24 protein-coding genes and 1 pseudogene are annotated in these 25,569 nt (G+C 72.2%); 14 read left to right on the top strand and 11 right to left on the bottom strand.

Features of this window, described 5'->3' with window-relative positions; translation table 11 throughout:
- The first annotated feature begins 72 nt into the window (after positions 1–72).
- Complete coding sequence (locus FH610_RS26900) at positions 73–354, top strand: metal-sensitive transcriptional regulator (protein ID WP_139577599.1); 282 nt, start codon at positions 73–75, stop codon at positions 352–354.
- A gap of 468 nt (positions 355–822) precedes the next feature.
- On the opposite strand, the gene FH610_RS26895 is transcribed toward FH610_RS26900, so the two are convergent.
- Positions 823–2,271, bottom strand: a complete 1,449-nt coding sequence (locus tag FH610_RS26895; protein ID WP_205826082.1) for a hypothetical protein — start codon at positions 2,269–2,271, stop codon at positions 823–825.
- Between the two features lie 312 nt (positions 2,272–2,583).
- Between FH610_RS26895 and FH610_RS26890 the strand changes: the two genes are divergently transcribed.
- The gene (locus tag FH610_RS26890; RefSeq protein ID WP_139577598.1) at positions 2,584–3,828 is read left to right on the top strand and encodes a mannosyltransferase family protein; all 1,245 of its coding nucleotides are present in this window, start codon (positions 2,584–2,586) and stop codon (positions 3,826–3,828) included.
- A 26-nt stretch (positions 3,829–3,854) separates the two neighbouring features.
- On the top strand, positions 3,855–4,832 hold the full coding sequence (locus FH610_RS26885) for an endonuclease/exonuclease/phosphatase family protein (RefSeq protein WP_139577597.1): 978 nt from the start codon (positions 3,855–3,857) through the stop codon (positions 4,830–4,832).
- On the opposite strand, the gene FH610_RS26880 is transcribed toward FH610_RS26885, so the two are convergent.
- The gene (locus FH610_RS26880) at positions 4,738–5,268 is read right to left on the bottom strand and encodes a gamma carbonic anhydrase family protein (RefSeq protein ID WP_139577596.1); all 531 of its coding nucleotides are present in this window, start codon (positions 5,266–5,268) and stop codon (positions 4,738–4,740) included. The two genes, FH610_RS26885 and FH610_RS26880, sit on opposite strands and share 95 nt — an antisense overlap.
- Before the next feature lie 151 nt (positions 5,269–5,419).
- On the opposite strand from FH610_RS26880, the gene FH610_RS26875 reads away from it, so the two are divergent.
- Positions 5,420–6,532 (top strand): hypothetical protein, encoded by a 1,113-nt coding sequence (locus FH610_RS26875; RefSeq protein WP_139577595.1) that lies wholly within the window; start codon positions 5,420–5,422, stop codon positions 6,530–6,532.
- Positions 6,533–6,672: 140 nt separating this feature from the next.
- On the opposite strand, the gene FH610_RS26870 is transcribed toward FH610_RS26875, so the two are convergent.
- A complete protein-coding gene (locus tag FH610_RS26870; RefSeq protein WP_139577594.1) occupies positions 6,673–6,885 on the bottom strand; it encodes a hypothetical protein in 213 nt (70 codons plus the stop codon).
- A 115-nt stretch (positions 6,886–7,000) separates the two neighbouring features.
- On the bottom strand, positions 7,001–7,756 hold the full coding sequence (locus FH610_RS26865) for a GntR family transcriptional regulator (RefSeq protein WP_139577593.1): 756 nt from the start codon (positions 7,754–7,756) through the stop codon (positions 7,001–7,003).
- 262 nt (positions 7,757–8,018) lie between these two features.
- Here FH610_RS26865 and kynU point away from each other — a divergent pair, with 262 nt between their 5' ends.
- The gene (kynU, locus tag FH610_RS26860) at positions 8,019–9,257 is read left to right on the top strand and encodes a kynureninase (RefSeq protein WP_139577592.1); all 1,239 of its coding nucleotides are present in this window, start codon (positions 8,019–8,021) and stop codon (positions 9,255–9,257) included.
- Between the two features lie 6 nt (positions 9,258–9,263).
- On the opposite strand, the gene FH610_RS26855 is transcribed toward kynU, so the two are convergent.
- Entirely contained in the window at positions 9,264–9,683 is a 420-nt protein-coding gene (locus FH610_RS26855; protein ID WP_161628086.1) for a ClpX C4-type zinc finger protein, read from the bottom strand.
- Positions 9,684–9,773: 90 nt separating this feature from the next.
- Between FH610_RS26855 and FH610_RS26850 the strand changes: the two genes are divergently transcribed.
- Positions 9,774–10,202, top strand: coding sequence for a TIGR03668 family PPOX class F420-dependent oxidoreductase (locus FH610_RS26850; RefSeq protein ID WP_139577644.1), 429 nt, complete (start codon positions 9,774–9,776; stop codon positions 10,200–10,202).
- A gap of 14 nt (positions 10,203–10,216) precedes the next feature.
- Here the strand turns inward: FH610_RS26850 and FH610_RS26845 are convergent, their stop codons facing one another.
- Positions 10,217–10,993, bottom strand: a complete 777-nt coding sequence (locus tag FH610_RS26845; RefSeq protein WP_139577590.1) for an isocitrate lyase/PEP mutase family protein — start codon at positions 10,991–10,993, stop codon at positions 10,217–10,219.
- Between the two features lie 167 nt (positions 10,994–11,160).
- On the opposite strand from FH610_RS26845, the gene FH610_RS26840 reads away from it, so the two are divergent.
- Positions 11,161–11,808, top strand: a complete 648-nt coding sequence (locus FH610_RS26840; protein WP_139577589.1) for a mycothiol-dependent nitroreductase Rv2466c family protein — start codon at positions 11,161–11,163, stop codon at positions 11,806–11,808.
- A gap of 10 nt (positions 11,809–11,818) precedes the next feature.
- Here FH610_RS26840 and FH610_RS26835 read toward each other — a convergent pair whose 3' ends face one another.
- Positions 11,819–12,757, bottom strand: a complete 939-nt coding sequence (locus tag FH610_RS26835) for a LysR family transcriptional regulator (RefSeq protein ID WP_139577588.1) — start codon at positions 12,755–12,757, stop codon at positions 11,819–11,821.
- A gap of 99 nt (positions 12,758–12,856) precedes the next feature.
- Here FH610_RS26835 and FH610_RS26830 point away from each other — a divergent pair, with 99 nt between their 5' ends.
- From FH610_RS26830 to FH610_RS26820, 3 genes are read left to right on the top strand one after another with little or no spacing between them, the layout of a single operon-like run.
- Positions 12,857–14,881, top strand: a complete 2,025-nt coding sequence (locus FH610_RS26830; protein WP_139577587.1) for an FAD/NAD(P)-binding protein — start codon at positions 12,857–12,859, stop codon at positions 14,879–14,881.
- Complete coding sequence (locus FH610_RS26825; RefSeq protein ID WP_139577586.1) at positions 14,878–16,269, top strand: nitrosuccinate lyase; 1,392 nt, start codon at positions 14,878–14,880, stop codon at positions 16,267–16,269. The genes FH610_RS26830 and FH610_RS26825 overlap by 4 nt, the downstream gene beginning before the upstream one ends.
- A gap of 9 nt (positions 16,270–16,278) precedes the next feature.
- Complete coding sequence (locus FH610_RS26820; RefSeq protein ID WP_276607707.1) at positions 16,279–17,364, top strand: nitronate monooxygenase; 1,086 nt, start codon at positions 16,279–16,281, stop codon at positions 17,362–17,364.
- A gap of 23 nt (positions 17,365–17,387) precedes the next feature.
- Here FH610_RS26820 and FH610_RS26815 read toward each other — a convergent pair whose 3' ends face one another.
- Together FH610_RS26815 and FH610_RS26810 are read right to left on the bottom strand one after the other, a co-directional pair.
- Positions 17,388–17,795, bottom strand: coding sequence for a PIN domain-containing protein (locus FH610_RS26815; protein WP_139577585.1), 408 nt, complete (start codon positions 17,793–17,795; stop codon positions 17,388–17,390).
- Complete coding sequence (locus tag FH610_RS26810; RefSeq protein ID WP_139577584.1) at positions 17,780–18,040, bottom strand: type II toxin-antitoxin system Phd/YefM family antitoxin; 261 nt, start codon at positions 18,038–18,040, stop codon at positions 17,780–17,782. The genes FH610_RS26815 and FH610_RS26810 overlap by 16 nt, the downstream gene beginning before the upstream one ends.
- 184 nt (positions 18,041–18,224) lie before the next feature.
- Between FH610_RS26810 and FH610_RS26805 the strand changes: the two genes are divergently transcribed.
- A complete protein-coding gene (locus FH610_RS26805; protein ID WP_139577583.1) occupies positions 18,225–19,409 on the top strand; it encodes an ROK family transcriptional regulator in 1,185 nt (394 codons plus the stop codon).
- Between the two features lie 19 nt (positions 19,410–19,428).
- Here FH610_RS26805 and FH610_RS26800 read toward each other — a convergent pair whose 3' ends face one another.
- Entirely contained in the window at positions 19,429–19,902 is a 474-nt protein-coding gene (locus tag FH610_RS26800; protein WP_139577582.1) for an MmyB family transcriptional regulator, read from the bottom strand.
- Between the two features lie 14 nt (positions 19,903–19,916).
- Between FH610_RS26800 and FH610_RS26795 the strand changes: the two are divergent.
- Together FH610_RS26795 and FH610_RS26790 are read left to right on the top strand one after the other, a co-directional pair.
- A pseudogene (locus FH610_RS26795) lies at positions 19,917–20,732 on the top strand (SDR family NAD(P)-dependent oxidoreductase); the annotation flags it as partial.
- Between the two features lie 145 nt (positions 20,733–20,877).
- A complete protein-coding gene (locus tag FH610_RS26790) occupies positions 20,878–23,508 on the top strand; it encodes a discoidin domain-containing protein (RefSeq protein ID WP_139577580.1) in 2,631 nt (876 codons plus the stop codon).
- A gap of 68 nt (positions 23,509–23,576) precedes the next feature.
- Here the strand turns inward: FH610_RS26790 and FH610_RS26785 are convergent, their stop codons facing one another.
- Positions 23,577–24,857 carry an ATP-grasp domain-containing protein gene (locus FH610_RS26785; protein WP_205826081.1) on the bottom strand — a complete coding sequence of 427 codons (1,281 nt, stop codon included), beginning with the start codon at positions 24,855–24,857 and terminating at the stop codon, positions 23,577–23,579.
- Between the two features lie 351 nt (positions 24,858–25,208).
- On the opposite strand from FH610_RS26785, the gene FH610_RS26780 reads away from it, so the two are divergent.
- Positions 25,209–25,517, top strand: coding sequence for a chorismate mutase family protein (locus tag FH610_RS26780; protein ID WP_030509683.1), 309 nt, complete (start codon positions 25,209–25,211; stop codon positions 25,515–25,517).
- Positions 25,518–25,569: the final 52 nt, after the last annotated feature.

The following is a 25,569-nucleotide window of genomic DNA, read 5'->3' as shown; positions in this document are numbered from 1 at the left end:
CCCGGCACCGCCCGCCCTACCCGCCGTATCGGGACCGCGACGCTGGATACCGGTTACGGGTATCGTTGAAGGATGCACGGGTACAGCGGGGACAAGCAGGCCTACCTCACCCGCCTGCGCCGGATCGAGGGACAGATCCGGGGACTGCAGCGGATGGTGGACGAGGAGGCCTACTGCATCGACATCCTCACTCAGGTCTCGGCGGCCACCCGCGCCCTCCAGGCGGTGGCGCTCGGCCTGCTGGAGGACCACATCGCCCACTGCGTCGCCGACGCCGTCAAGAGCGGAGGCCCGGAGGCCGATGAGAAGGTGAAGGAGGCCTCGGCGGCCATCGCCCGGCTCGTCAGGTCGTGACGCCTGTTGGGCATCGCCTGTTCGTGACGGCCTGCCGATGATCGCCCGTCCGGGCGGCCGGACGGATCATCGCGGTTGAGCAACCGTCCCGGGCCCACCATATGCCCGGGACGGTCCGTGCTCTCAGTGCCTTCAGCGGCTCGCCGAAGTCCGCAATCCGAGCGCGTTGTCGAGCTCTTCCAAGGTCAGTCGGTTCTCCGTGATGTTCACGGCCTCCAGCACCTCGGCGTAGAGCGCGATTTCGTCCAACGCGACACGGTCGTGGACCCGAGAGTCCAGGTCATCGTGCCCCACCGCGTCGTCCTTCCTTCCGCAGCCCACACCCATCACGAGGTTACGTCCGGGTACCCTGCCGCGACATGGCCCATCGTGACCATTCCGACCCGCACCCCTCGTCCCTCCGGGACCATTTCCCCGATACCGAGATCACAATTCGATGAAAAAGACGGTGATGGGGGGAAGGGGTTGCTAAAGCGGAGGTAAGGACGAAATATCCGAATTGGATGTTTCGAACAGCCAACCGCCGGACTCGTCCAGGTCGGGCTTGCGCCGCTCCGCCGCCTCCTGCGGGCGCGGGTCGTCCCGCTGGTGGATCAGGCACTTCACGACCGCGGAGCATACCGCGAAGCCCTCGGGCGGCGCGGGCGTGCCGGTCAGGGCGCACCAGGCCAGGCCGGTCGCGTACGCGGAGCCGAGCAGGGCGGCGGCCGTCTCCCGGTCGGGCGGGACCAGCCCCGGCGGCAGCTCGCCGCCGGCCGGCCAGCAGCCCCGCAGCGGGTGGGTGGGCTCGGCGAGCGCGAGATAGAGGGCCTGCCGGAGTTCGTCGTCCATCCACGGATAGAGCGCGGTGACCACGTGCGCGGTGCGCGAACTGCCCGGCGCCGCCCAGGCGGGCTCGGACACGCCGCACACGCTCGACACGTCGGCGGCGAGCAGCGCGGCCGCCACGGCCCGCGGATCCATCCCGCGTGCGGCCGTGTAGCCCAGGGCCTCGATCAGGTCGTACAGGGTGTGCCGGAAGTGCTCGCCCGGCGCCCATTCGGGGAGCGTGGCCGGGACGAGGTGCGGCGGGCAGCGTGACAGCCAGGCCTGCCGTACGGCGCCGCCGGGCATGGCGTGCTGGTCCAGCCAGGGGCTGCCGAGCAGCGGCTCGGCCATCGCGATCAGCGCGTCGGCGCGCGGCCGGAACCGGGGGTCGGCGCGCAGCACGGTGGCGGTCTCGGCCATCAGCCCGGCCAGGCGCAGCCCCGCCTCCCGCGCGCCGGAGCGCATCCGCTCGGCGTAGAGGGCCACGAGCGCGTCGAGCGAGCCCATGGGCAGCCAGCGCACCCAGTCGTCCCCGGGCAGCGGCCGGGCCAGGAACTCGCCGAACATCGACAGCATGACCTCGTTGCCGTCGAAGGCGGGCGCGTAGGCGCACCACATGATCGTGCCCCACACGGCGGCCACCGTCGAGGCCACGTCGCGGGCGAAGATCTGCTGGTAGACGCTGCCACCGAGGGGGAAGTCCTCCCGGCGCAGCCCACGGTGGGCGAGCAGCAGCGCGCGGAGCCGTTCGGTGATCTCGTGCGGGACGTCCGGGCCGACGAACCCCTGGGTGGACCCGCGGTCGTACGCGAAGTCGGGGCCCGCGGGGATCAGCGCGGGCGGGATCGCCACGCCCGGCGGGCTCGGCCGTGCGCCGGAGCGGACGGCCGGATGCAGCGGGGGAGCCGACAGGTGCCAGCGGCCGTCGACGCGGTCGAGGCGATACCAGCGGGCGTGCGCGCCGAACAGCCACTGGGCGCCGTCCGGAGTGACCAGCGCCCGCTGAGCCAGGGTGTGCGCCCGGGTGACGGGGGGAAGCAACGTCCACCGAGGGTCGCCGACGACGGCGCGCACGTCGTGCTCCATCGTGGTGAACCCGTCCCAGTACACGCGGCAGTGACCTCCGTCCTCCGGAGAGGACGGCTTCTCGCTTATCCCGGTTGACGCAGCCGGAGCAGGCCGATGCCCCTCCGGGGCACACGAATGCCGGGACGAACTCCGGCGGTCCCCTCGCTGGATCCGATGGTAGCTCGCCGGTCCCGGAGGCGGCGGGAGCGCCCGGTGCGGCGGAGACCGTCTGTGAAAGTTTCACGCGTTGGGAGGCATTGAGCAGCACATATGCGTATTTCTTCGGGTTGGTGGGTATCCCGGGGGGTGCCGGCCACTTGGCATGGGCTGCCGTGGCGTATTCCATAGGTGCTCGTGACGGAGATCCAGCAGGCCGGGACCGCCCGCGAGCGGGGCGCGGACGAGGCATCGGAGAAGATGGCGCCCGTGGACACCCCTGGCGGGACGGCGACCGGTGAGCAGACGGGGCCGCACTCGGGCCGGAGACGCTGGGCGACGTGGTGGCTCGTCCACTCGCCCGACCGCACGGCCCTGCTCATCTGGTTCTTCTGGCAGATCGCCTCCTACATCTACCTGATCCTCGCGGCGCCGGGCCGTACGGAGGACGCGATCCTCGACCGGTTCAACCGGTATGACTCCTACAACTTCATGGACATCGCGAAGTACGGCTACGACGGCCGGCCGGACGACCCGGACGCGCCGCGGCTCGTCGCGTTCTTCCCGGGTCTGCCGCTGCTGCTGCGCTCCCTGCACGTGTTCATCCCGGACCTGAGGCTCGCCCTCGTCCTGATCTCGCTCGTCGCGAGCGCCGTCGTGGCGGTGGCGCTGTCGCGGCTGAGCGAGTCGTACCGGGAGGGCAGCGGCCCCTGGGCCGTGCTGGCGTTCTTCCTCAGCCCGTTCGCGGTGTTCCTGCTCGCCGGCTACACGGAGGGGCTGTTCCTCGCGCTGGCCATCCCCGCGTGGCTGCTGGCGCGCCGGGGCCGGTGGGAGTACGCCGCCGTCTGCGCCGCCTTCGCGTCGTCGATCCGCGTCTCCGGGCTCTTCCTCGCCCTCGGTCTGGTCGTGCAGTTCCTCGTCTCGCGCGACGGGCTGCGTGCCCCGAAGGGATGGCGGAACGCGCCGTGGCTGGTGCTGCCGGGCGTGCCGGTGCTGGCCTACATGATCTACCTCTGGCACCGCACCGGCGACCTGATGGCGTGGAAGGCGGCGGAGGCGCAGTACTGGGGCCGCTATCCCGAGGCGCCCTGGAACGTGTTCATCGACACCTGGCACAGGTCGCTCAACGAGCCCGTCCTGGCGACGTCGTACCGCGAGGAGATCCTGTCGGCGCTCGTGCTGGTCCTGTTGATCATCGCGCGGCTGGTCCGGCGCAACTGGGCCGACGTCGCCTACCTGGCGCCGCAGGCGGTGGCGCTGCTGGCGATGTCGTCGTTCTACATGTCGGTGGGCCGGGCGTCGCTGCTGTGGTGGCCGCTCTACATCTCGGTCGGCGTCGTCGGCAGCCGAAGGCCCTGGGTCATGATGGCTTACCTCGCGGTCGCCGCGCCGGTGTGGGCAATCAATGTCGGAAATTTCACCACAGGCGCCTGGATCGGTTGATCCACCTCTGACTAGCTTCTCCACGTATGGGGGCGTTTGTCACGGGAGTGGCGGTTGTTGCGGTTGTGGTGGCCGGTCTTCCACCGGCGGCCGACACCTACCGGGTGAACGTCCTCACCTACAACGTCTGCGCGGCGGGCAACAGCGCCGGCACCTGCGTACGCGACCTCACTCCCGGGCACCGCAGGACCTGGGCCGGTCAGGTCTCCGCGCTGATCCGGTCGAGGGACGTGGACGTCGCCTCGTTCACCGAGATGTGCTACGCCCAGGTGGGCCTGCTCCGGCGTGAGCTGCCCGGCTACCGCCTGGTCTGGTACGGCTACGCCAAGGGCGGCGGGCCGGGCCGCGAGGACCGGTGCCGCACGTTGTGGAGCGACCTCACCCCGGACACGGCCCCGCCCGACGGCAAGACCTTCGGCATGGCGCTGGCGCTGAAGAACGGTGCGGACGGCCCGCCGCTGCGGCGGCTGCTGCGCACCGACCACGCCCCGGCCGTGCCGGGTGAGACGATCCACCCGCGCGGCCTGCTGTGCGCCACCGGCCGGGTCGGCCCGCGCCGCTCGGTCTGCTGCGTGACCCACATCTCCGACACCGAGACCCCGCGGCAGGTCACCGGACTGGTGTCGACGTACGCCGGGAACGCCCCGGTGATCCTCACCGGCGACTTCAACCGCGAGCCCGGTCACGACCAGCTGACCGACGTGTACGGCATGGGCCTGGGCGAGGGCGGCTACACCGAGGTCGACGCCGACTCGTGCGGGGTCGCGCGCCGGGGCGGCGAGCCCACCACGCGCGGCGGCCGGAAGATCGACTACATCTTCGCGACCGAGGCCGACTACCGTCCGGGCGGAGCCGAGGTCATCAGGACCGACCCGGAGCTGTCCGACCACCTGGCGCTGGCCGGCACGCTCATCGGGACCGAACCGAGGCCGCGGCGTGACGGCGGGCCTTGGCGAGGTAGTTGTCCGGCGTGCGCGCGAAGGAGGCGCGGTCGTCGTCGGTGAGCTCGCGGACGACCTTCCCCGGCACGCCCGCGACCAGCACGCCCGCCGGGATGCGGCGGCCGGGCGGCACGACGGCCCCGGCCGCGATCAGGGACCCGGCCCCGACGACCGCCCCGCCGAGCACGACCGCCCCGATGCCCACGAGGGCGCCGGTCTCGATGTGCGCGCCGTGCACCATCGCCCGGTGGCCGAGACTCACCCGGTCCTCCAGGATCGCGGGCTCACGGGGATCGGCGTGCAGGCAGCACAGGTCCTGGATGTTGACCTCGGCGCCGACCTCGATGCGCTCGTCGTCGCCGCGCAGCACAGAGCCGTACCAGACGTTCGCGCCGCGTCCGAGCCGCACCCTCCCGACGATCACCGCCCCGGGGGCCACCCATGCCTCGGGATGGATGATCGGCGTGGCGTCGTCGTCCAGGTCGGCGATGTACGGCATGGGGCCATGATCCCACGAGCCCCGCGCCCGGCCCGATGCGGCGTCCGTTCCGCCGGCCGCTCGAGGCGTTCAGGTTGCGATGTGCGACGGATAGCAGGAAAGTCGTGTCCTGGCTGCGTTACCGTCGTTATCTCCAACCCCAGGGTTTCTCATGACGAATCAGACCGACAATTTCCCCGACCTGATGAGTGACGACTCCTTCGAAGTCGTGATGCGTGGGTACAGCCGCAGGCAGGTCCACGACTACATGGTCCGGACCCGCAACCAGATCCGGGACCTGGAGGAACGGCTCGCTCGCACGATCGACCAGGCGGAGCAGAGCCGCCTGGAGCTGGCCGAGGCGCGGCGGAGGATGACGGAGTCGCCGCAGAACCCCGACGAGCTGGGGGAGCGGCTCAGCCAGATACTCAAGCTGGCGCAGGAGGAGGCGGCGGCCAACAAGGAGGCGTCCGAGGCGGAGGCCAGAAGGCTGCGCGAGACCTCGGCGGCCGAGGCCGAACGGCTGGTGACGTCGGCGCGTGAGCAGGCCGACGCGATCAGGGCCGCCGCCCAGGAGGAGGCCGAACGCCGCGTCGCCGACGCCACCGCCACGTCGGAGCGGCTGCTTGCGCAGGCGGGCGCGGACGCGGAGGGGACGCTGGGGGCGGCCCGCGCGGAGGCGGATGAGACCCTGCGCTCCGCCCGAGCGGAGGGGGAGCGGCAGCTCTCCGCCGCCCGGATGGAGGCGGAGCGGCTGCTCGTGGAGGCGCGCGGGCAGGCCGAGGCCATGCTGGCGGCGGCGCAGCAGCGGGTGAACGCGCTGGACGAGCACACCGGCCGCCGGGTGGCCTACCTCACCGACACCCACACGGAGGTCGTGCGCCGGCTCAACGAGATCGGCTCGGTGCTCGGCGACCTGATGCACCGCGAGACCGCGGCCGGCCCGCTGATCGACGAGGCCGCCGTGCTGCCGCCCGCGCCGCAGGTGCACGCCATCGCCGCGGGCGCGCCTGACCAGGGGCACGATCAGTCGTACGAGCAGCGGCACGAGCTGGTCGAGGACCCGCGGCAGGCCCTGGAGGCCGCGCCGTCCGGGCATGAGGCGAATGACGCCGCCACCGGTCAGGGGCCGACGGACGGCGACGAGGACGACGCGGTCCTGATCGTGGACGACGGACGCCACGAGAACGGTCACGACGTGACGCCGTCGCCCGAGGACACCGACGTCAACCTCGGCCGTGTGCGGCGTGCCCTGCCGGACGGGGAGTCGGTCGCCAACAAGTGAGCCGGCAGGCGAGCCCGCCGGTGCCGGTGACGGCGTGGTCGTGTGGCCGCGTGATCGTGTGACCGCGTGGTCGTGTGACGGAGCATGTGAGGACTGGTAGCGGAAGCCCCCGCCCCCGATCGGGTCGGGGGCTTCCGCGCTCATGGATCGGCGGCGCGTGCCTCCTGCTCGCGCAACAGCTCACGCAGTCCGTCGGGCTCGTCGGCGTCGATGGTCATCGCGCATCCCGCCGCCCGCTGCGCCGAGGTGAGCGGGTGGTGCCGGGTCGCCCACCACCGGCCCGCGTCACTCCGCCAGATCGTCCACTCCGGAAACTCCCGGGCGATCTCGGCGAGGCGTCGGTCCAAGGACATCCGTACACCTTCCCTCGCCGCATGCCCGGGTGTTCTTGACGTCTCCTCCTCAAGGTGCGGGACATCTCTAGAGAAATCAATGATCGGGATGGTCAGGTCAACGTTGCCTCTTGACCTAGGCGTCGAAGTCGTACTGGAGTACATACGACGCCGCGTCCAGGATCATCTCGTTGACCTCGACCGGCACGCCCCCTTCGGCGAAGGCCACCCGGGTGACGGAGATCACCGGCGTGCCGGCCGGAAGGCTCAGCGACTCGGCCTCCCCGGGCAGCGGCATCCGCGCCCGCACCTCCTCGCTGAAGTGGACGGGAGCCCGGCCGAGCTCGCCCAGCCGGGCGTACACCCCGCCCGGACCGGTGTCGGGCAGGACGACCGCCGTGCCCTCCACGAGATCGGCGGGAAAGTGGGAGGCCGCGAGCTGCACCGGACGGCCGTCGACCGAGTAGCGGCGGCGGCGCACCCACACCTCGCCGGTGCCGAGCACGCGGGCGACCTGCTCGCTCGCCGGCTCGCGCAGGATGGTCACCTCGTCCACGACGTACGACCGGCCCTTGGTGTCGGAGTCCCAGATGGCCAGGCCCTGGGCCCACTGCTCCCGCGAGAGCCGGCGGGACCCGTGGCGGCGGATGGGGCGGAACAGCCGCACATAGACGCCCGATCCCCGCTTCGGCACGGCGAGCCCTTCGTTGATCAGCACGGCGAGCGCCTGCCGCGCGGTGGCCCGTGCGACGCCGTGCTCCTTCATGAGCGCGTTCTCGCCCGGTAGCCGGTCGCCGTCACCGAGTGCTCCGGACAGGATCTGATCGCGCAGCCTGTCGGCGATGCGGCGATAGATCGGGGACTCGTGATGCACCGACGGGGATTCCGTCACGTTTGATCACCCTCTGTCACCAACGGGGGTTTGGCGTCTCCAGAGAACTTGCCCCGTCTTGTCCACGATCGCACAGAGTCTTGGGTGCGTCTTGTGCTTACTTTTGGCTGATCGTGCCGGTGTGGCGATCTATGGGGGTTATAGCCGTCCGCATCCGTGGAACGGTCCCTTCCGGTATTGCCGACACCGGGAACGCTCTGTCATCACGACCACGACAAGATCGGATATTTCGGTACATAATGCGTTGACGAAGGAGTTGCCGATGGTTCCCAGCCGTGCCGAATGCCAGGACCTCGACGCCAAGGACCCGCTCGGGGAGTTCAGGGACGAGTTCTCGCTGCCTCCCGGGGTCGTCTACCTGCTGGGCAACTCGCTCGGCGCGCTACCGAGGCGTACGCCGGAACGCGTGGCCCACACGGTCGAGACCGAGTGGGGGGTGCATCTCGGGGCGAGCTGGAACACGGCCGGCTGGTGGGACATGCCGCAGAGCACCGGCGACCGCATCGCGCCCCTCATCGGCGCGCGCCCCGGCGACGTGCTGGCGGGCGACTCCACCTCGGTGAACATCTTCAAGGTGGTCACGGCCGCCCTCCCGCTGCGGCCCGGCCGCCGTGTGATCGTCTCCGACCTCGACAACTTCCCCACCGACCGGTACGTCGTGGAGGGCGCCGCCCGGGCGCTCGGCGCGTACGAGATCAGGGACGTCGGCGAGACCGGCCCTTCGCTGGAGGACGCCCTCGGCGAGGACGTCGCGCTCGTGCTGCTGTCGCACGTGGACTACCGGACCGGCGCGGCCAGGGACATGGCGGCGGTGACGCGACTGGTCCGGGCGGCCGGGGCGCTCATGGTCTGGGACCTGTGCCACAGCGCCGGGGCGCTGCCCGTGCGGGTGGGCGAGGCGGACTTCGCCGTCGGCTGCACCTACAAGTACCTGAACGGCGGGCCCGGGGCCCCCGCCTACCTGTATGTCGCACCGCGCCACCAGGACGCCGTCCACAACGTGCTGTCGGGCTGGCACGGCCACGCCGCGCCCTTCGACTTCGAACCGCACTACCGCCCCGCCCCGGGTGTGCGCCGCTTCGCCACGGGCAGCCCGCCGATCCTGTCGTACGCCGCGCTGAACGCGTCCCTCGACATCTGGGAGCGGGTGGACCTGGACGAGGTCAGAGCCAAGAGCGTGGCCCTGACCTCGCTGTTCATCGACCTGCTCGACGATCTCGTCGACCCGGGGCTCGGGCTGACCCTGGCCACCCCGCGCGACCCGGAGCGGCGGGGAAGCCAGGTCAGCTACCTTCACCCGCAGGGCTACCCCGTGGTGCGCGCGCTCGCGGACCGGGGGGTGGTGGGCGACTACCGCGAGCCGGACTTCGTCCGTTTCGGCTTCGCCCCGCTGTACCTGCGCCATGTCGACGTGCACGACGCGGCGACGGCGCTGGCCGAGGTGCTCCGCGAGGAGCTGTGGCGGGACGAGCGCTACGCGCGGCGGCTCACCGTCACCTGACGCGCGTCAGCGGCCGCGGCGGGCCAGCCCGGCGACGATGTCGCCGGCCAGTGCCACGCAGCGGTCGCAGATGCGCCCGCCCTCGCCGTGGACCATGTGGACGCGCGGGCCCGGCGGCCTGCGGCAGAAGGAGCAGGCGGCGTCGCGCTTCATGCGGCGGTTGACCAGGTGCCGGTGGGCGAAGGCGGGCGTGAAGCGTCTGCGCGAGCTCCGCCTGATGTACCCGAACCGCTCACCGATGGCGGTCCAGGACGCGCCGGCCTCGCGGGCCCGGTACACCGCGAGATCGAGCAGGGCGTCCACCTCGCCGCCCGGTTCGCCGGACAGGTCCCGGCACAGGGCGATCGTGGCGGACAGGACTTCCAGGGGGTCTTCGGGGTCGGATGCGCGCGAGCGGGCCCGCTCGAGTAACTCAGATGCCTCCATGGCGGACACCATAGGCCGCCGTACAAAGACGATCAAGCGTGCCTGGGGCCGCGACCGGAGGCTCACTCTGCGTAGGCTGGGCCGGTGAGAATGCCCGAGGGGCGGGCGCGCGAGCTGTTCGCGGCGGCCCCGGTGGCCCGCCTCGCCACCGCCGGCGCCGGGGGTGCGCCGCGGCTCGTCCCGGTCACGTTCGCCGTGCTGCGGGACGGTGAGAAGGGCACCGTGGTGACGGCGGTGGACCACAAGCCGAAGGCCACGACCGACCTGCGACGGCTGCGCGACATCCGCGACGATCCCCGCGTCTGCCTGCTCGCCGACCACTACGAGGACGACTGGGAACGGCTGTGGTGGGTGCGCGCCGACGGGCACGCCCGCGTCGTGGAGGGCGGCGACGAGCGCGAGCGGGCCGTGGCGTGGCTGGTGCGCAAGTACGCCCAGTATCGCGAGCGCCCCCCGGCCGGGCCCGCGATCCTCGTCCGGGTCGAGCGCTGGTCGGGCTGGTCGTACGGCGAGATGTAGGCCGGCCGACGTGGTCAGGCGGGCGGGAAGGGGTCGTCTCCCCGGGCGATCGCGTCGAGCATGCGGGCCGTGAACGCCTGGGCCGCGCGGTGGATGCCGGGACCGAAGCTGACCCTGGCCACGCCGAGGGCCGCGAGGTCGCGGATGGCCGGCACGCCGGGCCGGAACAGCACGTTGACCGGGCCGCCGATCTCCCGGGCGAGGGTGCCGATCACCTCGGGGTCGCTCGCGAGGATCGGGTAGACGCAGTCGGCGCCGGCCGTGAGGTAGCGGCCGCCCCGGTCGAGCGCCTCCGCGAGCCTCTCGCCGGGGGTTCCCGAGCCGTGGATGAAGGTGTCCACGCGGGCGTTGATCACGAGGTCGGTCCCGGCCGCGGCCGCCGCCGCCCGTACGGCGGCCAGGAAGTCCGCCTGCTCACCGGGGTCGATCATCGCTCCGGTCGCCGGGTCGGAGTCCTCCAGGTTGCAGCCCACGGCGCCCGCGGCGGCGAGCCGTTCGACGAGTTCGGCGGGCTTCAGGCCGTAGCCGCGCTCGACGTCGGCGGTCACGGGGACCGCGACGGCGCGGGTGATGCGGGCCACGGCCGCGAACATCTCGTCCACCGGCGTGTCCTGCCCGTCCTCGTAGCCCAGGGCGGCGGCGACGGACGCGCTGCCGGTGGCGACGGCGGGGAAGCCGGCGGCCTCGACGGCGCGCGCCGACGCGGCGTCCCAGGCGTTGGGCAGCACGACGGGGTCGCCGGGCACGTGGAGCGCCCGTAGGGCCGCGGCCTTCTCGCGAATCTCAGTCACGAGGACACCCTAGAGAGCCCGGCCGGTAGAAACGCCACCGATGGCCGGAATGAGGGGAAACCGGTCCTGATTTGAGGGGTCGAGTCTGGTGTCGTGGCCCTTCTGCCATTGGATACGCTCGCGAAACCGGCCCCCGATCCCCCGACCCCATTCGTCAGGAGAGTTTCATGAGCGACATCGACAGCGCCGCCGACCAGGCCGGAGCGGGCAGTCGTCCCCAAGTGGACTTCTACTTCGACCCCGTCTGCCCGTTCGCGTGGGTCACCTCGCGGTGGATTCTGGAGGTCGAGAAGCAGCGCGACATCGACCTGCGGTTCCGGGTGATGAGTCTTTCCGTGCTCAACGAGGGCAAGGAGGACCTGTCCGACTTCTACCGCGAGGCCGTGCCCAGGTGGCGGGGCCCGGTCCGGGTGTGCATCGCCGCCGCGCAGCACCACGGTGAGGGCGTGCTGCGCGACCTGTACACCGCGATGGGCACCCGCATCCACAACCAGGACAACAAGGACTACGGGGTCGTGGCCAAGGAGGCGCTCGCCGAGGTCGGGCTGCCGGTCGAACTGGCCGACGCCGCCGGCACGGACGAGTACGACGAGGCCCTGCGCCGGATGCACCACGAGGGCATGGATCCGGTCGGCGACGAGGTGGGCACGCCGACGATCCACATCGACGGCGTGGCGTTCTTCGGCCCGGTGATGACCCGCATCCCGCGGGGCGAGGAGGCGGCCCGCATCTTCGACGGCGCCGTCGCCATGGCGAAGTTCCCGTACTTCTACGAGATCAAGCGCAGCCGTAACACCGACCCCGAATTCGACTGACCGGTGCCCCTCACCTCGGCGGCTCCTCCGGGGGCCGCCGGGGCGCCGCCTTGCGCGTGCTCCTGAACAGCGAACGCATGGTCGCCAGCGCGGGAGCCCTGTCGTCGGACCGCCTGGCCAGGCTGATCGTCCGGTGCAGGCCCGGCGAAGCGAGCCGCCGTACGCTGAGGGGGTTTTCCGCCAGCTCGGCCACGGTCCTCGGCACGAGGGCGAGGCCCATGCCCCCGCTGGCGAGGGCGCACGACATGCCGTAGTTGCCCGTCTCGTACGCCACGACGGGCGGCGCGAGCCCCTCGCGGCGGAACAGCGCCTCGAGGGCCTCCCGGTTGGCCAGCCCACGCGAGCCGCTGATCAGCGGCCGGCCGGCGAGCTCGGGCCACGGCAGCGGCTCGGCCGGATCGGTGAGCGCGTGCCCGGGGGCGGCCACCAGCACCAGCTCCTCCACCAGCAGCGCCTCGACGACGACCCCGGAGGGCAGCGCGGGGGCGGGCTGATGTTCGTAGGTGTGTGTGAGCACGAGATCCGCCTCGCCCGCGGCCAGCGCGGGCAGCCCTGACGGCGGTTCGTACTCCCTCACATTCACCTCCACGGCGGGGTGAGCTCGCCGGAACGCCGCGAGGACCGGCGGCAGCAGGTGGATGCCGGCGGTCGTGAACGTGCCGATCGTGATGTGGCCGCCGGACAGGCCGGCGAGCGCGGCCAGGCCGTGCCGGGCCCGTTCCAGCTCGTCGAGCACCCGCCGGGCGTGCTCCACCAGCAGCTCGCCCGCGGCCGTGAGCGTGGCGCCCCGGCGGTGCCGGATCACGAGTACGGCTCCCGCCTCCCGTTCCAGCTTGGCGATCTGCTGAGACAGCGCGGGCGGTGTGTAGCCGAGGCGGGCGGCGGCCCGGGTGATCGAACCGGCCTCGGCGACCGAGACCAGCGCCGCGAGGCGTGTCACGTCGTGCATGAAGCAATGCTTAACACCGCCTCGCCAAATGTGACATACCTCACGAAGGCTTCGCTCCCGCATCCTCGACTCACGACCCGATGGGAACTGGAGGAGCGGATGACCACAACACGATCGACCCGGCCGTTCGAGGTATGTGTGATCGGCGCGGGGCCGCGCGGGATGTCGGTGATCGAGCGGCTGTGCGCCAACGCGCGGCGGCTGCCGCCGCGAGCACGCGTCCTGCTGCACGTCGTGGATCCGTACCCGCCGGGGGCGGGCCAGGTGTGGCGCACCGACCAGCCGGGCCAGCTGCTCATGAACACCGTCGCCTCGCAGGTCACGCTCTTCACCGACCCCAGCGTCGACATCCGGGGGCCGCTGGAGACGGGCCCCAGCCTGTACGAGTGGGCGCGGCACCTGGTGCTCTTCGCCGACAGCGGGCTTTCGGCGGAGGGCGTCGCGGAGGACGTGCTCGCCGAGGCGCGCCGGCTCGGGCCCGACACCTACCCCACCCGCGCCTTCTACGGGCGCTACCTGCGCTGGGTGTTCGAGCGGGTGGTCGCGCGGGCGCCCCGGCAGGTGGAGGTGCGGGTGCACGCCACGCGGGCGACCGCGCTCGACGACGTGCCCGGCACCGGCGCGCAGCGGGTGGTGCTCGAGGACGGCACCGTGCTCGGCTCGCTCGACGCGGTGGTCCTGGCCCAGGGGCACCTGCCGGTCGAGCTCTCGGCCGCCGAGCGGGAGGCGGCCGCGTACGCCGCCGCCCACGGACTGGTCCACGTGCCGCCCGCCAACCCCGCCGACGCCGATCTCAGTGGAGTGCGGCCGGGGGAGGCGGTGCTGCTGCGCGGGCTCGGGCTCAACTTCTTCGACCACATGGCCCTGCTGACGCTCGGGCGCGGCGGCCGGTTCGAGCGCGGGGAGGCGGGCCGCCTCGTCTATCGGCCCTCCGGCCGCGAGCCCCGCCTGTACGCCGGATCGCGCCGGGGCATCCCGTATCAGTCGCGCGGGGAGAACCAGAAGGGCGTCGAGGGCAGGCACGAGCCGCTGGTGCTCACGCCGAGCAGGATCGCGTCGCTGGCCGCGCGCTCGGCCGCCCGCGGCGGGCTCGACTTCCGCGCCGACCTGTGGCCGCTGATCGCGAAGGAGGTGGAGACCGTCTACTACGCGACCCTCCTGGCGCGGCGGGACTGCGAGTGCATGGCCGGCCGTTTCCGCGCCGCCTACCTCGCCCACGCGTGGGGCGACGCCGGGGAGGCCATGGTGCTGGACGCCTTCGGCATCGGCGCGGCGGTGCGGTGGGACTGGGAGCGCGTGGCCGAGCCCTACCGGGGGATCGGCTTCGGCGGCCCGGACGACTTCCGCGAGTGGCTGACCGCCTATCTGCGCACCGACCTGGCGCAGGCCCGCGAGGGCAATGTGAGCGGGCCGTTGAAGGCCGCCCTCGACGTGCTGCGCGACCTGCGCAACGAGGTCAGGCAGGTGGTCGACCACGGCGGACTCACCGGGCGCTCGCAGCGCGACGACCTCGACCGGTGGTACACGCCGCTCAACGCGTTCCTGTCCATCGGGCCGCCGGCCGAGCGGGTCGAGCAGATGATCGCGCTCATCGAGGCGGGTGTGCTCACCGTCGTCGGTCCCGACATGCGGGTGCACGCCCGTGACGGCGCCTTCGAGGCCGAGTCGGCCGCCGTGCCGGGCTCCGCCGTACGGGCCAGGGTGCTCGTCGAGGCGCGCCTGCCCGAGATCGACCTGCGGCGCACGGCCGACCCCCTGCTGCGCCACCTGCTCGGCACCGGCCAGTGCCGACCGTACGTGATCGGCGGGCGGCGTGGGGAGGACGGGCACGAGACGGGCGGCCTCGCGGTCACCCGCCGGCCCTACCGGCTCCTGGACGCGGACGGACGGGCCCACCCGCGGCGGTTCGCGTACGGCGTGCCCACCGAGTCGGTCCACTGGGTGACGGCCGCGGGCGTGCGGCCGGGGGTGAACTCCGTGATCCTGGGCGACTCCGACGCCATCGCCCGCAGCGTGCTCGCGCTGACGCCCGCGCGGGCCCTTCCGCGCCGCCGTGTCGCCCGCGTGCCCGCCGGCCCGCGTACGGCTCTCGCCTGCGGCGCGACGCGGACGGGTGTCCGATGAGCGACCTCGGCAGCGACCTCGATCTGGGCCTGCTGTCCCCGGTCCGGGTGGGTTCGGCGGCGGAGCGGGCGACCGGCGACGGCGCGTGGCTGCGCGCGATGCTCGACGCGGAGGCCGCCCTGGTCCGCGCGCAGGCCCGGCTGGGGGTCGTCCCGATGGAGGCCGCGGAGACGATCGGCAAGGTCGCGGAGGCGGGCGGCCTCGACCTGGCGGCACTGGCCCTGCGCGCCCGCGAGGCGGCCAACCCCGTCGTGGCGCTGGTCGAGGACCTGACGGCCGCCGTGGCGGTGGTGGACCCGGCCGCGGCCGAGTACGTGCACCGCGGCTCCACGAGCCAGGACATCATGGACACGGCCGCCATGCTGGTGGCTGCCCGGACCCTCGACCTGATCACCGCCGACCTGGACCGGGCCGCGACCGCGCTCGCGGGGCTCGCCGCGCGGCATCGCGACACGCTGATGCCTGGCCGCACGCTGACCCAGCAGGCGGTGCCCACCACGTTCGGCCTGAAGGCGGCCGGGTGGCTGCACGCCGCACGAGCCGCCCTGGCACGGCTGCGGCGGGTCCGCGCGGAGTTGCCGGCCGAGCTCGGCGGCGCCGCCGGCACCCTGGCGGGCTACGTGGAGTACGCGCGGATCGCCGGGGTGCCCGACCTCGAGGCGTACCCTGAGCGGCTGATCGCCGCGTTCGCCGCCGAGGTGGGGCTGGCCGAGCCGGTGGTCCCCTGGCACGTCCTGCGGGTCCCGATCGCCGACCTCGCCGGGGTGCTGGCCCTCACCTCGGGAGTGCTCGGGAAGATCGCGGTGGACGTGCAGTCGCTGTCGCGCACCGAGGTGGCCGAGGTCGTGGAGCCGGCCGCTCCCGGCCGGGGCGTGTCGTCGGCGATGCCGCACAAGCGCAACCCGGTCCTCGCCACCCTCGTCCGGTCGGCGGCGATCCAGGTGCCCACGCTCGCCGCCGGCCTCGGCCACTGCCTGCTCGCCGAGGACGAACGGCCCGCGGGCACCTGGCACGCCGAGTGGCAGCCGCTGCGCGAGTGCCTGCGGCTGGTCGGCGGGGCCGCCGCCGTGACGGCCGAACTGGCCGAGGGACTGGTCGCGTTTCCCGAGCGCATGCGGGCCAACCTCGCGCTCACCGGCAGCCTGACCGTCACGGAACGGGCGGCCGCCGTGCTCGCGCCCGTCCTGGGGAAGGGCGCCGCCAAGCGGCTGCTCGGGGAGGCGTCCGCGGCCGCCGCCGCGTCCGGGCGCCCCGTGGCCGAGGTGCTGGAGGAACTCCTGCCCATGCCCGAGGGGCTGGACCTGGCCCGGTTGTTCGACCCCGCCGATTACACGGGGGCCGCCGGAGCGCTCGTCGACCGCGTTCTACGCTGCTGTCCAGACGAGTGAGGAGGTCCAGTGACCGGTCGCGTCCTTCCCTTCGGGCCGTCGAGCCCGATCATCCAGGCGCCCATGGCGGGCGGCGGATCCACCCCGGCTCTGGCGGCGGCGGTATCCGGGGCGGGGGGCCTCGGGTTCCTCGCGGCGGGCTACCGCACGGCGCAGGACGTGCGCCGGGAGATCGCGGCGGTGCGTGAGCGGACGGACCGGCCATTTGGTGTGAGCGTCTTCGTCCCCGCTTTCGAGGCCGCCCTGGATTTCGAGGTCGTCCGGGAGGAGCCGGGTGACGCCGCGGCGGTGGCCCGCTATCGGGACGAGCTCGCCCCCGAGGCCGAGCGGTACGGCGCGACGCTGCCCGAGGCCCCCGCGTGGGACGACGACGAGTGGGACGCCAAGATCGACCTGCTGGTGGACGAACGGGTGCCGGTGGCCGGTTTCACCTTCGGCTGCCCGCCGCCCGAGGTGGCGGCCCGCCTCCACGACGCCGGGACGGTGATCATGATCATGGTGAACACCCCGTGGGAGGCGGTCGCGGCGGCCGAGGCCGGCGCCGACGCCGTGATCGTCCAGAGCCCCGGAGCGGGCGGGCACCAGGCGGCCTTCCTGCCCCCGCCACCCTCCTGGGAGGCTCCCGACGACCTGCCGGAGCTGGTGGCCCTCGTGCGGGAGGCGACACGGGTGCCGCTCGTGGCCGCCGGGGGGATCATGGACGGCGCGGACGTGGCCGCCGTCCTCGCCGCGGGCGCGGTCGCCGCGCAACTCGGCACCGCGTTCCTGCGCGCCCCGGAGAGCGGGGCGCATCCCGTGCACAAGGCCGCCCTCACCGATCCCCGGTTCACCCGCACCGCGTTCACCCGGGCCTTCTCCGGGCGTACGGCGCGCGGCCTGGCCAACCGGTTCATGGCGGAGCACGAGGCGTCGGCGCCCGCGTGCTACCCGCAGGTGCACCACCTGACGAAGGGACTGCGCCGGGCGGCGGCGGAACACGGCGACCCCGAGGCGATGGCCCTGTGGTGCGGCCGGGGATACCGCCGCTGCCGCGACCTCCCCGCCGCCGCCCTCGTCGAGGCCCTCATGAAGGAGCTCGCGACTGCCCGCACCTGACGCCATCCGCGCGCCGCTCGTGCTCAGCGGGGCACGACCTGCGCCCGCACGCCCGGCAGATCGTCGAAGGCCGCGGACGAGTCCATCGTGACCAGGGTCCGTGCGGTGGCGGCCGCCGTCGCCGCGATCAGCAGGTCGTAGGCCCCGCGCGTCTTGCCCTCACGCCGCACGTGTGCCATCAGACGCGCGTGGACTCTGGCGACGTCGGTTGTGTACTCCTCGGTGGGGATCAGCGCGAGGACCTGGTCCACGAACGCCTGCCGCGCCGGACGCCGTGCCTCATCGGCCAGTTCCACGCCGACGAGTAACTCGGCGATGGTGATCGCGGCGACGGCCACGTCGTCGGCGTCTCCGATAACGGAGTCCACCTCGGCTTTGCCTCGCTCCGCCGCGATCAGGACGCCGGTGTCGAGGATCAGGCGTCGGGCCACGTGTTCCTCATCTCGTCGCGGAGGCTCTCTCGCGCCGCCGCGACGTCGGCCTCGAACTCCGCGTCGAGGGTTCCGGCGCTTCTGGCCAGGAACGCCTTCACCATGCGTCCCGGCGCGACAGGTGCGGGGCCGATCACCGCGATCCGCTTGCCTCCGCGGGTCACGACAATCGTCTCCCCATGTTCGGCCTCGTCCAGCACGGCCGCGAAGTTGCGCGAGGCCTCGGTGGCGGTCATCACCTTCATGCGATCAGATTATCTGAGAACAAGCCGCGACGCGTTGGTTCAAGGTCGGAAGAAGGGCGGGGACGACACGCGGGCTTAACGGGCGGGTAACCGGGAGCTGCGACCGTGTAGCGGCCGAAGAGGGCGGAGGTGCTTGTTTTCGCCTCTGAACTAAGATGACCGTGTCGCGACGGGGAGGGTGGTCATGGCGAGGCCTCAGCGCAGGACGGTACGGGACATCCGCAGAGGCAACCGGGCCGTGTTGCTGCGCACGCTCTACTTCTCCGGCCCGACCAGCCGCAACGACCTCACCGCGCGCACCGGCCTGAGCGCCGCCACGGTCAGCACGATGACCGCCGACCTGCTGGGCGAGAACATCGTCGTCGAGGCGGGCCAGGTGGAGTCCGACGGCGGCCGGCCCCGCGTGCTGCTGCGCGTCAACCCCGAGTACGGCTTCGCGGTGGGCGTCGACGTGGCGGAGACGCACGTCCGGGTCGGGTTGTTCGACCTGGAGATGACCGAGCGGGCCAAGGTGGACTACATGCTGCGGCCGGCCCGCCACGACCCCGAACTGATCGCCCGGCACATCCTCGCGGGGGTCGAGGTCGTGCTGTCGGACGCGGGCGTGTCCCCAGAGCAGGTGCTCGGCATCGGCGTGGGGGTTCCCGGCATCGTCGAACCGGGCGCCGACGGCGTCATCCACGCCAAGACCTTCGGCTGGGACGGCGTTCCGCTTGGAGCGCTCCTGCGCCGCGGGACCTCGCTCCCGCTGTTCGTGGACAACGGCGCCAAGACGATGGGCCAGGCCGAGCTGTGGTTCGGCTCGGGCCGGGGCGCCTCGGAAGCGGTCATCGTGCTGCTCGGCGTGGGAGTGGGCGCGACCATCGTGGCCGACGGCACCACGTTCCGCGGGGTCAGCAGCAGCGCCGGGGAGTGGGGCCACACGAAGATCGTGGCGAACGGGCGGCCCTGCCGCTGCGGCGGACGCGGCTGCCTGGAGGCGTACGTCGGGATCGAGGCCATCCTCGACCGGGCGGGCGTCACCTCGCGGGGCGACTGGGAGGAGGACCTCGCGGGCGTGCTGGCCTCGAAGTCCCCGGTGGTCGAGGAGACCGTCACCTACCTGGGCGTCGGTCTGGCCAACCTGGTCAACCTGATCAACCCCGAGAAGATCGTGATCGGCGGCTGGGTGGGGGTCCAGCTCGGCGAGAGCCTGCTGCCGGACATCCGCCGCGCCACCGCCGCCAACTCGCTGGCCGAGCCGTACGCCGCGACGTCGATCGTCCTGGGCCGCCTCGGTCCCGACGCGGTCGCGCTGGGGGCCGCCACGCTCGTCCTGGAGGAGTTCCTGAACGCGCCGCAGGTGGCCAGGATCACCGCCGCCGGCTGACGCCGCCGGCCGCCTGCGGTCATCCGGGGGAGCCGGCCACGCCGGTGCCCAGTGTGAGCAGGTGGAGCCGGTCCTCGTGGCCCGGTTCCGGTTGGTAGAGGCTCAGCCTCACGGAGGAGTCGTCGAGGTGCCAGCTCTGGTGCGCCAGCACGAGGTCGCCGACGGCGGGATGGCGGAAGGTCTTGGCGCCGCTGCGCCGGGGGCGCACGTCGTGCCGGTCCCAGAGGAGACGGAAGTCCGCGCTCGCCGCCGCGAGTTCGTCGCGGATGGAGCACAGGTCCGGTGCGTCCGGGTCCGCGGCCGTCCGGTAGCGCAGGTTCGCGACGCTCGTCGCGGCGGCCTCGGACCAGTCGCCCAGGACCGAACGGGCGGCGGAGTGGGTGAAGACGTAGCGCAGGGTGTTGCGTCTGCAGGCAGGCCACGAACCGAGACCGGCGTAGAGGGCCAGGCCCTCGGGGTTGGCGGCCAGCACGTCACCGTTGCGGGCGAGCACCAGCGCGGGCCAGGGCGCGAGTGGTCATCGCGGGCCGGAACCGGGAGCGCGGCGAGGCCGCGGCCATGGAGCTGACCGCTCTCGCGGACGGCGGTCCCGTGGTCTTCCGCCACCTCGACCTGGCGTCCCTGGCCTCGGTCAGGGGCTGGGTCGACCGGCACAACGCGACCGGCAAACCGTGCCACATCCTCGTGGCCAACGCGGCGGTCATGGCACCGCCGCCGGCCCGCACGGAGGACGGCTTCGAGTTGCAGTTCGGCACGAACCACCTGGGCCACTTCGCGTTCGTGACCGGACTGGTGCCGAGCCTGCTGAGAGCGGACGGCGCCCGCGTGATCGTGCTGTCGTCGAGTGCCCACCGCCGTTCCGACGTGGACTTCGACGACCCGAACTACCTCGCCCGCCCGTACGACCGCTGGCAGGCGTACGGACAGTCCAAGACGGCCAACGCGCTGTTCGCGGTGGCCTTCGACGCCCGCCACGCGGCATCGGGGGTCACCGCGAACGCGGTGATGCCGGGCGCGATCGCCACCGGCCTGCAGCGGCACATGTCCGCCGCCGAACGTTCCGCCCGCTGCTGGCCGAACGCCGAATGGAAGACGCCCGAGCAGGGGGCGGCCACCACCGTGTGGGCGGCGACGGCGCCCGAGCTGTCGGGTGCCGGAGGCAGATACCTGGAGGACTGCTCCGTCGCCGGTCCGTGGCGCGGCGACGGTCCGCCGCCGCGCGGCCACTACCTGCCCTACGCGATGGACGCCGGGCGTGCCGACCGTCTGTGGGTGCTTTCCGAACGGCTCATAGGGGTTGGAGAGCGCTCTCCCGGAGATTAACACCCATCGGAGCGCAGGAGTCAAGATATTTCTGGTCGTGAACTAAGCCTTGACATAAGCGGAGCGGGGAGCGCACGCTCATGCCGCTGGACCTCTCTCATCCCCCGAACCCTCGCCCGAGGGGCTCCGCATGAAGGAGACGCGTATGCCTCCCTCCTCCCCGCCTCACCCCGCGCCCGGACGGCCGCGCAGGCGGCGCAGACGGTCGGGCCTGGTCGCCGCCGGGCTCGTCGCACTGTCGACCTTCGCGGCCGTGACCGGCGTCGTCCCCGCCACCTACAGCGCCGCGGCGGCGACCTGCGGCACGACCAACGTCGCGCAGGGCAGGCCGTCGTCGGCCTCCTCGACCGAGAACGCCGCGTCCCCGGCGTCGGCCGCGTTCGACGGCGACACCGGCACCCGGTGGTCGAGCGCGTTCAGCGACCCGCAGTGGGTCCAGGTGGATCTGGGCAGCTCGCAGCAGGTCTGCAAGGTGATCCTTAACTGGGAGGCCGCCTACGCCAAGACGTTCAAGATCCAGGTGTCGCCGGACGGTTCGTCGTGGTCGGACGCGACCGCCACGGTGAACGGTGTGAGCGGGACGCAGTCGCTCGACGTGTCGGCCACCGGCCGGTACGTCCGGATGTACGGCCTGACCAGGGCCACGGCGTACGGGTACTCGCTCTGGGAGTTCGCCGTCAACGTCGCCTCGGGCGGCGGGACCACCTGTGGCACCGCGAACGTCGCGCAGGGCAGGCCGTCGTCGGCCTCGTCCACCGAGAACGCCGCGTCCCCGGCGTCGGCCGCGTTCGACGGCGACACCGGCACCCGGTGGTCGAGCGCGTTCAGCGACCCGCAGTGGGTCCAGGTGGATCTGGGCAGCTCGCAGCAGGTCTGCAAGGTGATCCTCAACTGGGAGGCCGCCTACGCCAAGACGTTCAAGATCCAGGTGTCGCCGGACGGTTCGTCGTGGTCGGACGCGACCGCCACGGTGAACGGTGTGAGCGGGACGCAGTCCCTCGACCTGTCGGCCACCGGCCGGTACGTCCGGATGTACGGGCTCACCCGCGCCACGGCGTACGGGTACTCGCTCTGGGAGTTCGCCGTCAACACCACCGGCGGCGGGGACGGCGGCCCCGATCTCCCGGGCGGCGGAGACCTCGGGCCGAACGTGAGGGTCTTCGACCCGTCGATGTCGAGCGCGAGCATCCAGAGCACGCTCGACACCATCTTCACGCAGCAGGAGTCGAACCAGTTCGGCAGCCAGCGATACGCGCTGCTGTTCAAGCCGGGCAGCTACAGCGGCCTCAACGCCCAGATCGGCTTCTACACCTCGATCGCCGGCCTCGGCCAGTCGCCCGACAACGTGACGATCAACGGGGACATCACCGTCGACGCCGGGTGGTTCAACGGCAACGCCACCCAGAACTTCTGGCGGTCGGCGGAGAACCTGGCCGTCGTCCCGGTCAACGGCACCGACAGGTGGGCCGTGGCCCAGGCCGCGCCGTTCCGGCGGATCCACGTGCGCGGCGGGCTGAACCTCGCCCCCAACGGGTACGGCTGGGCCAGCGGCGGCTACATCGCCGACAGCAAGGTCGACGGCACGGTCGGCCCGTACTCCCAGCAGCAGTGGTTCACCCGTGACAGCACCATCGGCGGCTGGACCAACGGCGTCTGGAACATGGTGTTCTCCGGCGTCGTCGGCGCTCCGGCGCAGAGCTTCCCGAACCCGCCGTACACGACGCTCACGACCAGCCCCGTCACCCGGGAGAAGCCGTACCTGTACGTGGACTCGGGCGGCGCCTACCGCGTCTTCGTCCCGTCGCTGCGGACGAACTCAAGCGGCGTGAGCTGGGCGAACGGCGCGACCCCCGGCACGTCGATCCCGCTGACGCAGTTCTACGTCGCCAAGCCGTCCGACAGCGCCGCCACGCTCAACCAGGCGCTGAGCCAGGGCCTCAACCTGCTGTTCACGCCGGGCGTCTATCACGTCGACCAGACGCTCAACGTCACCCGGGCGGACACGGTGGTCCTCGGGCTCGGCTACGCCACGCTGATCCCGGACAACGGGGTCGTCGCGATGAGCGTCGCGGACGTCGACGGTGTGAAGATCGCCGGTCTGCTGCTCGACGCCGGCACGGTCAACTCGCCGGTGCTGCTGCGGGTCGGCCCCGACGGCGCCTCGGCGAGCCACGCCGGCAACCCCACCTCGATCCAGGACGTGTTCTTCCGCATCGGCGGCGCGGGACCGGGCTCGGCCACGACCAGCCTGGTGGTGAACAGCGACAACACGATCATCGACCACATCTGGGCATGGCGGGCCGACCACGGCGCGGGTGTGGGCTGGAACACCAATCCCGCCGACACCGGCCTGATCGTCAACGGCGACAACGTCACGGCGTACGGCCTGTTCGTCGAGCACTACAAGAAGTACGAGGTGATCTGGAACGGCCAGGGCGGCAGGACGATCTTCTTCCAGAACGAGCTGCCCTACGACCCGCCCAACCAGGCGTCCTGGATGAACGGCTCGACCCGGGGCTACGCCGCCTACAAGGTGGCCGACGGCGTGACCAGCCACGAGGCCTGGGGCATGGGCAGCTACTGCAACTTCAGCACCGACCCCTCGATCGTGGCCGAGCGCGGCTTCGAGGCCCCCAACAGGTCGGGCGTGAAGTTCCACGACCTGCTCACGGTGTCGCTGGGCGGCGTGGGCACGATCGCCCACGTCATCAACGACACGGGCGGCGCGGCCCAGGGCACGGCCACCGTCCCGGTCAACGTGGTCAGCTACCCCTGACCCACAACGAGGGGCGCGGCGGGAGGCCCATCGCCTCCCGCCGCGCCTCGCACGTCCATGGGGGTTCACTACATTCGGGAGCCGGCGGGCTCGAGTGTGTGGATCCGCACGGCGTGCCGTACGCGCATTTCGAGTTCGTCCAGCTCGGCCGGGGTGGGCGCGTCGATGAGGAACGTCACGGCGCGGTCGTCCGAGCTGCGCAGCGGCCCGAGCTCGGCGCCCCGGTCCTTGAGCACGAGCACGGCGCGCAGGGTGGGCGGGTCGTCCGGGGCGCCGGGCGCGATCTCGGGCCACAGGCCGCCCTCGCCCACCCAGGCCGGTGAGATCCCCGGCCAGTCCACCGTCACGTCGCCGAGCAGTCCGGGCTCGTGCTCCAGGTAGACCTGCCGGGCGTACCGGCGCGGCGCGGGGTAGGCCGCGGGCTCCCCGAGGGCGATGCGGATGAGCTCCGGCTCCATCGGGGCGCCGGTCGCGAGTGAGTAGAGGATCGACAGGCCGTCGCCGGGGGTGCGCGCGGCCACCTCCATCAGGTAGGCCCGGCCCGTCTCGTCCACGCGCCATTCGGCGTGCGCGATGCCGCATCCGAAGGCCAGCCGTTCGAGCATGCGCCGGTTGGCGTCGAGGATGATCTCGTTCACGCCGTCGAGCTCGTTCGGGACCGAGTGGGACAGCTCGACGAAGGTGCGGGTGCCCGACTCGGTCGTCTCCTTGCGGGTCACCGAGGCGAAGACGACCCGGCCGTCCTGCACCAGGCTCTCCACGGAGAACTCCTGGCCCGCCACCTTCTCCTCCACCAGCACCGTCTCGTGCGGCAGGTACGCGTCGAGCTGGGCGCGCAGCTCGGCCGGATCGCGCACGGTCTCCACGCCCGAGCTGGAGTGCCGGCTCGCTGGCTTGACCACGGCGGGGAACGACACGTCGGCGGCGGTGAACGTCGCGCGCGCGGCCGGGGGGAGGACCACCGAGGCCGGGCTGAACTCCGGCAGATACCACCGCTGGAGGTATTTGCTGCGGCAGGCGCGGGTGGCCCGCAGGCCGGGGGAGGGCAGCCCCAGGGCGTCGGCGAGCAGGCCGGTCGGCTCGACCAGCGTCTCGCCGACCGCGTAGACGCCGGCGATGTCGTAGCGGTCCCGCCACGCCCGTACGCCGGAGATCACGCCGGCGGTGAACGAGTTGTCCGTGTTGACGTCGCCGTCGGTGAAGGCGATCTCCTCGATGACCGAGGCGGGGTGCGCGGGATCGCGCATCTGGGCCAGGGCCTGCTCCCGCCAGGAGGCCGGCGTGACCACGAGGATCCGCAGCCCCCGGCGGGACAGTTCGCGCAGATAAAGAGGGGCCCGGCAGATCACCAGGAATGATCCGGTAAGTACGAATGCTCGAGGTTTCACTTTCGCCACCGCCGTTTCTCGCACGTGCTCACAGGCACTTCGCGAACGGAGATTAGTTCCGCCATTTTCGGACGGTCAACCATATTTCCCGATCATTCGGGATGAGCCGTTACCCGATAGGGGTGGACCGGGGTCGCCGGCCGCCCTTCGCCCACGTGGCCTCGGGGGTACCGAGAAGTCCGAGGTCATCCCGGATTGTCCGGCTGTGCTGTGGGGCTGTTAGGGGTTGTGAGAAATGTGCGCCGGATCGAATCCTGAATTAGCCCGACAGGGCCGGAACACCCGTGCACCCCCGATTGGAGGGCTGTTCACATGGCTGGCAACGGCGCCGGAGAAGACGGTCTGGAGACGCTGCGGGCCTCGCTCGACCGTATCGACGAGTCGCTGCTCGACACACTGCGCAGGCGCATCGAGTGCTGCGTGGAAATCGCGCATTTCAAGCGTGAGCACAACGTCCCGATGATGCAGCCCCACCGCATCGGCATCGTGCAGCGGCGGGCCGCCCGATACGCGCAGGACCACGGAATCGACCCCGACTTCCTGCGCCGCCTCTACGAACTCGTCATCGCGGAGACCTGCAGGGTCGAGGACCTGGTGATCGGCGATGTCGCCGCTCGGTGAACGCGGCGCCGGCGGCTCACCCGGTTATTCCGACACGGCTTGGAGGAACCCC

Origin of the sequence: Microbispora catharanthi (genome assembly GCF_006334915.2) — a bacterium.
In the GTDB taxonomy this organism is placed as follows: Bacteria; Actinomycetota; Actinomycetes; order Streptosporangiales; family Streptosporangiaceae; genus Microbispora; species Microbispora catharanthi.
The sequence above is the reverse complement of the archived record's forward strand: the minus strand, read 5'-3'. Positions and strand labels throughout refer to the sequence as shown.

Coding starts and splice junctions, on each gene's coding strand:
- FH610_RS26900 (WP_139577599.1), top strand. CDS start 73: ATGCACGGGTACAGCGGGGACAAGCAGGCCTACCTCACCCGCCTGCGC.
- FH610_RS26885 (WP_139577597.1), top strand. CDS start 3,855: ATGGGGGCGTTTGTCACGGGAGTGGCGGTTGTTGCGGTTGTGGTGGCC.
- FH610_RS26880 (WP_139577596.1), bottom strand. CDS start 5,268: ATGCCGTACATCGCCGACCTGGACGACGACGCCACGCCGATCATCCAT.
- FH610_RS26875 (WP_139577595.1), top strand. CDS start 5,420: ATGACGAATCAGACCGACAATTTCCCCGACCTGATGAGTGACGACTCC.
- FH610_RS26870 (WP_139577594.1), bottom strand. CDS start 6,885: ATGTCCTTGGACCGACGCCTCGCCGAGATCGCCCGGGAGTTTCCGGAG.
- kynU (WP_139577592.1), top strand. CDS start 8,019: ATGGTTCCCAGCCGTGCCGAATGCCAGGACCTCGACGCCAAGGACCCG.
- FH610_RS26855 (WP_161628086.1), bottom strand. CDS start 9,683: ATGGAGGCATCTGAGTTACTCGAGCGGGCCCGCTCGCGCGCATCCGAC.
- FH610_RS26850 (WP_139577644.1), top strand. CDS start 9,774: ATGCCCGAGGGGCGGGCGCGCGAGCTGTTCGCGGCGGCCCCGGTGGCC.
- FH610_RS26840 (WP_139577589.1), top strand. CDS start 11,161: ATGAGCGACATCGACAGCGCCGCCGACCAGGCCGGAGCGGGCAGTCGT.
- FH610_RS26835 (WP_139577588.1), bottom strand. CDS start 12,757: ATGCACGACGTGACACGCCTCGCGGCGCTGGTCTCGGTCGCCGAGGCC.
- FH610_RS26830 (WP_139577587.1), top strand. CDS start 12,857: ATGACCACAACACGATCGACCCGGCCGTTCGAGGTATGTGTGATCGGC.
- FH610_RS26825 (WP_139577586.1), top strand. CDS start 14,878: ATGAGCGACCTCGGCAGCGACCTCGATCTGGGCCTGCTGTCCCCGGTC.
- FH610_RS26810 (WP_139577584.1), bottom strand. CDS start 18,040: ATGAAGGTGATGACCGCCACCGAGGCCTCGCGCAACTTCGCGGCCGTG.
- FH610_RS26805 (WP_139577583.1), top strand. CDS start 18,225: ATGGCGAGGCCTCAGCGCAGGACGGTACGGGACATCCGCAGAGGCAAC.
- FH610_RS26790 (WP_139577580.1), top strand. CDS start 20,878: ATGCCTCCCTCCTCCCCGCCTCACCCCGCGCCCGGACGGCCGCGCAGG.
- FH610_RS26780 (WP_030509683.1), top strand. CDS start 25,209: ATGGCTGGCAACGGCGCCGGAGAAGACGGTCTGGAGACGCTGCGGGCC.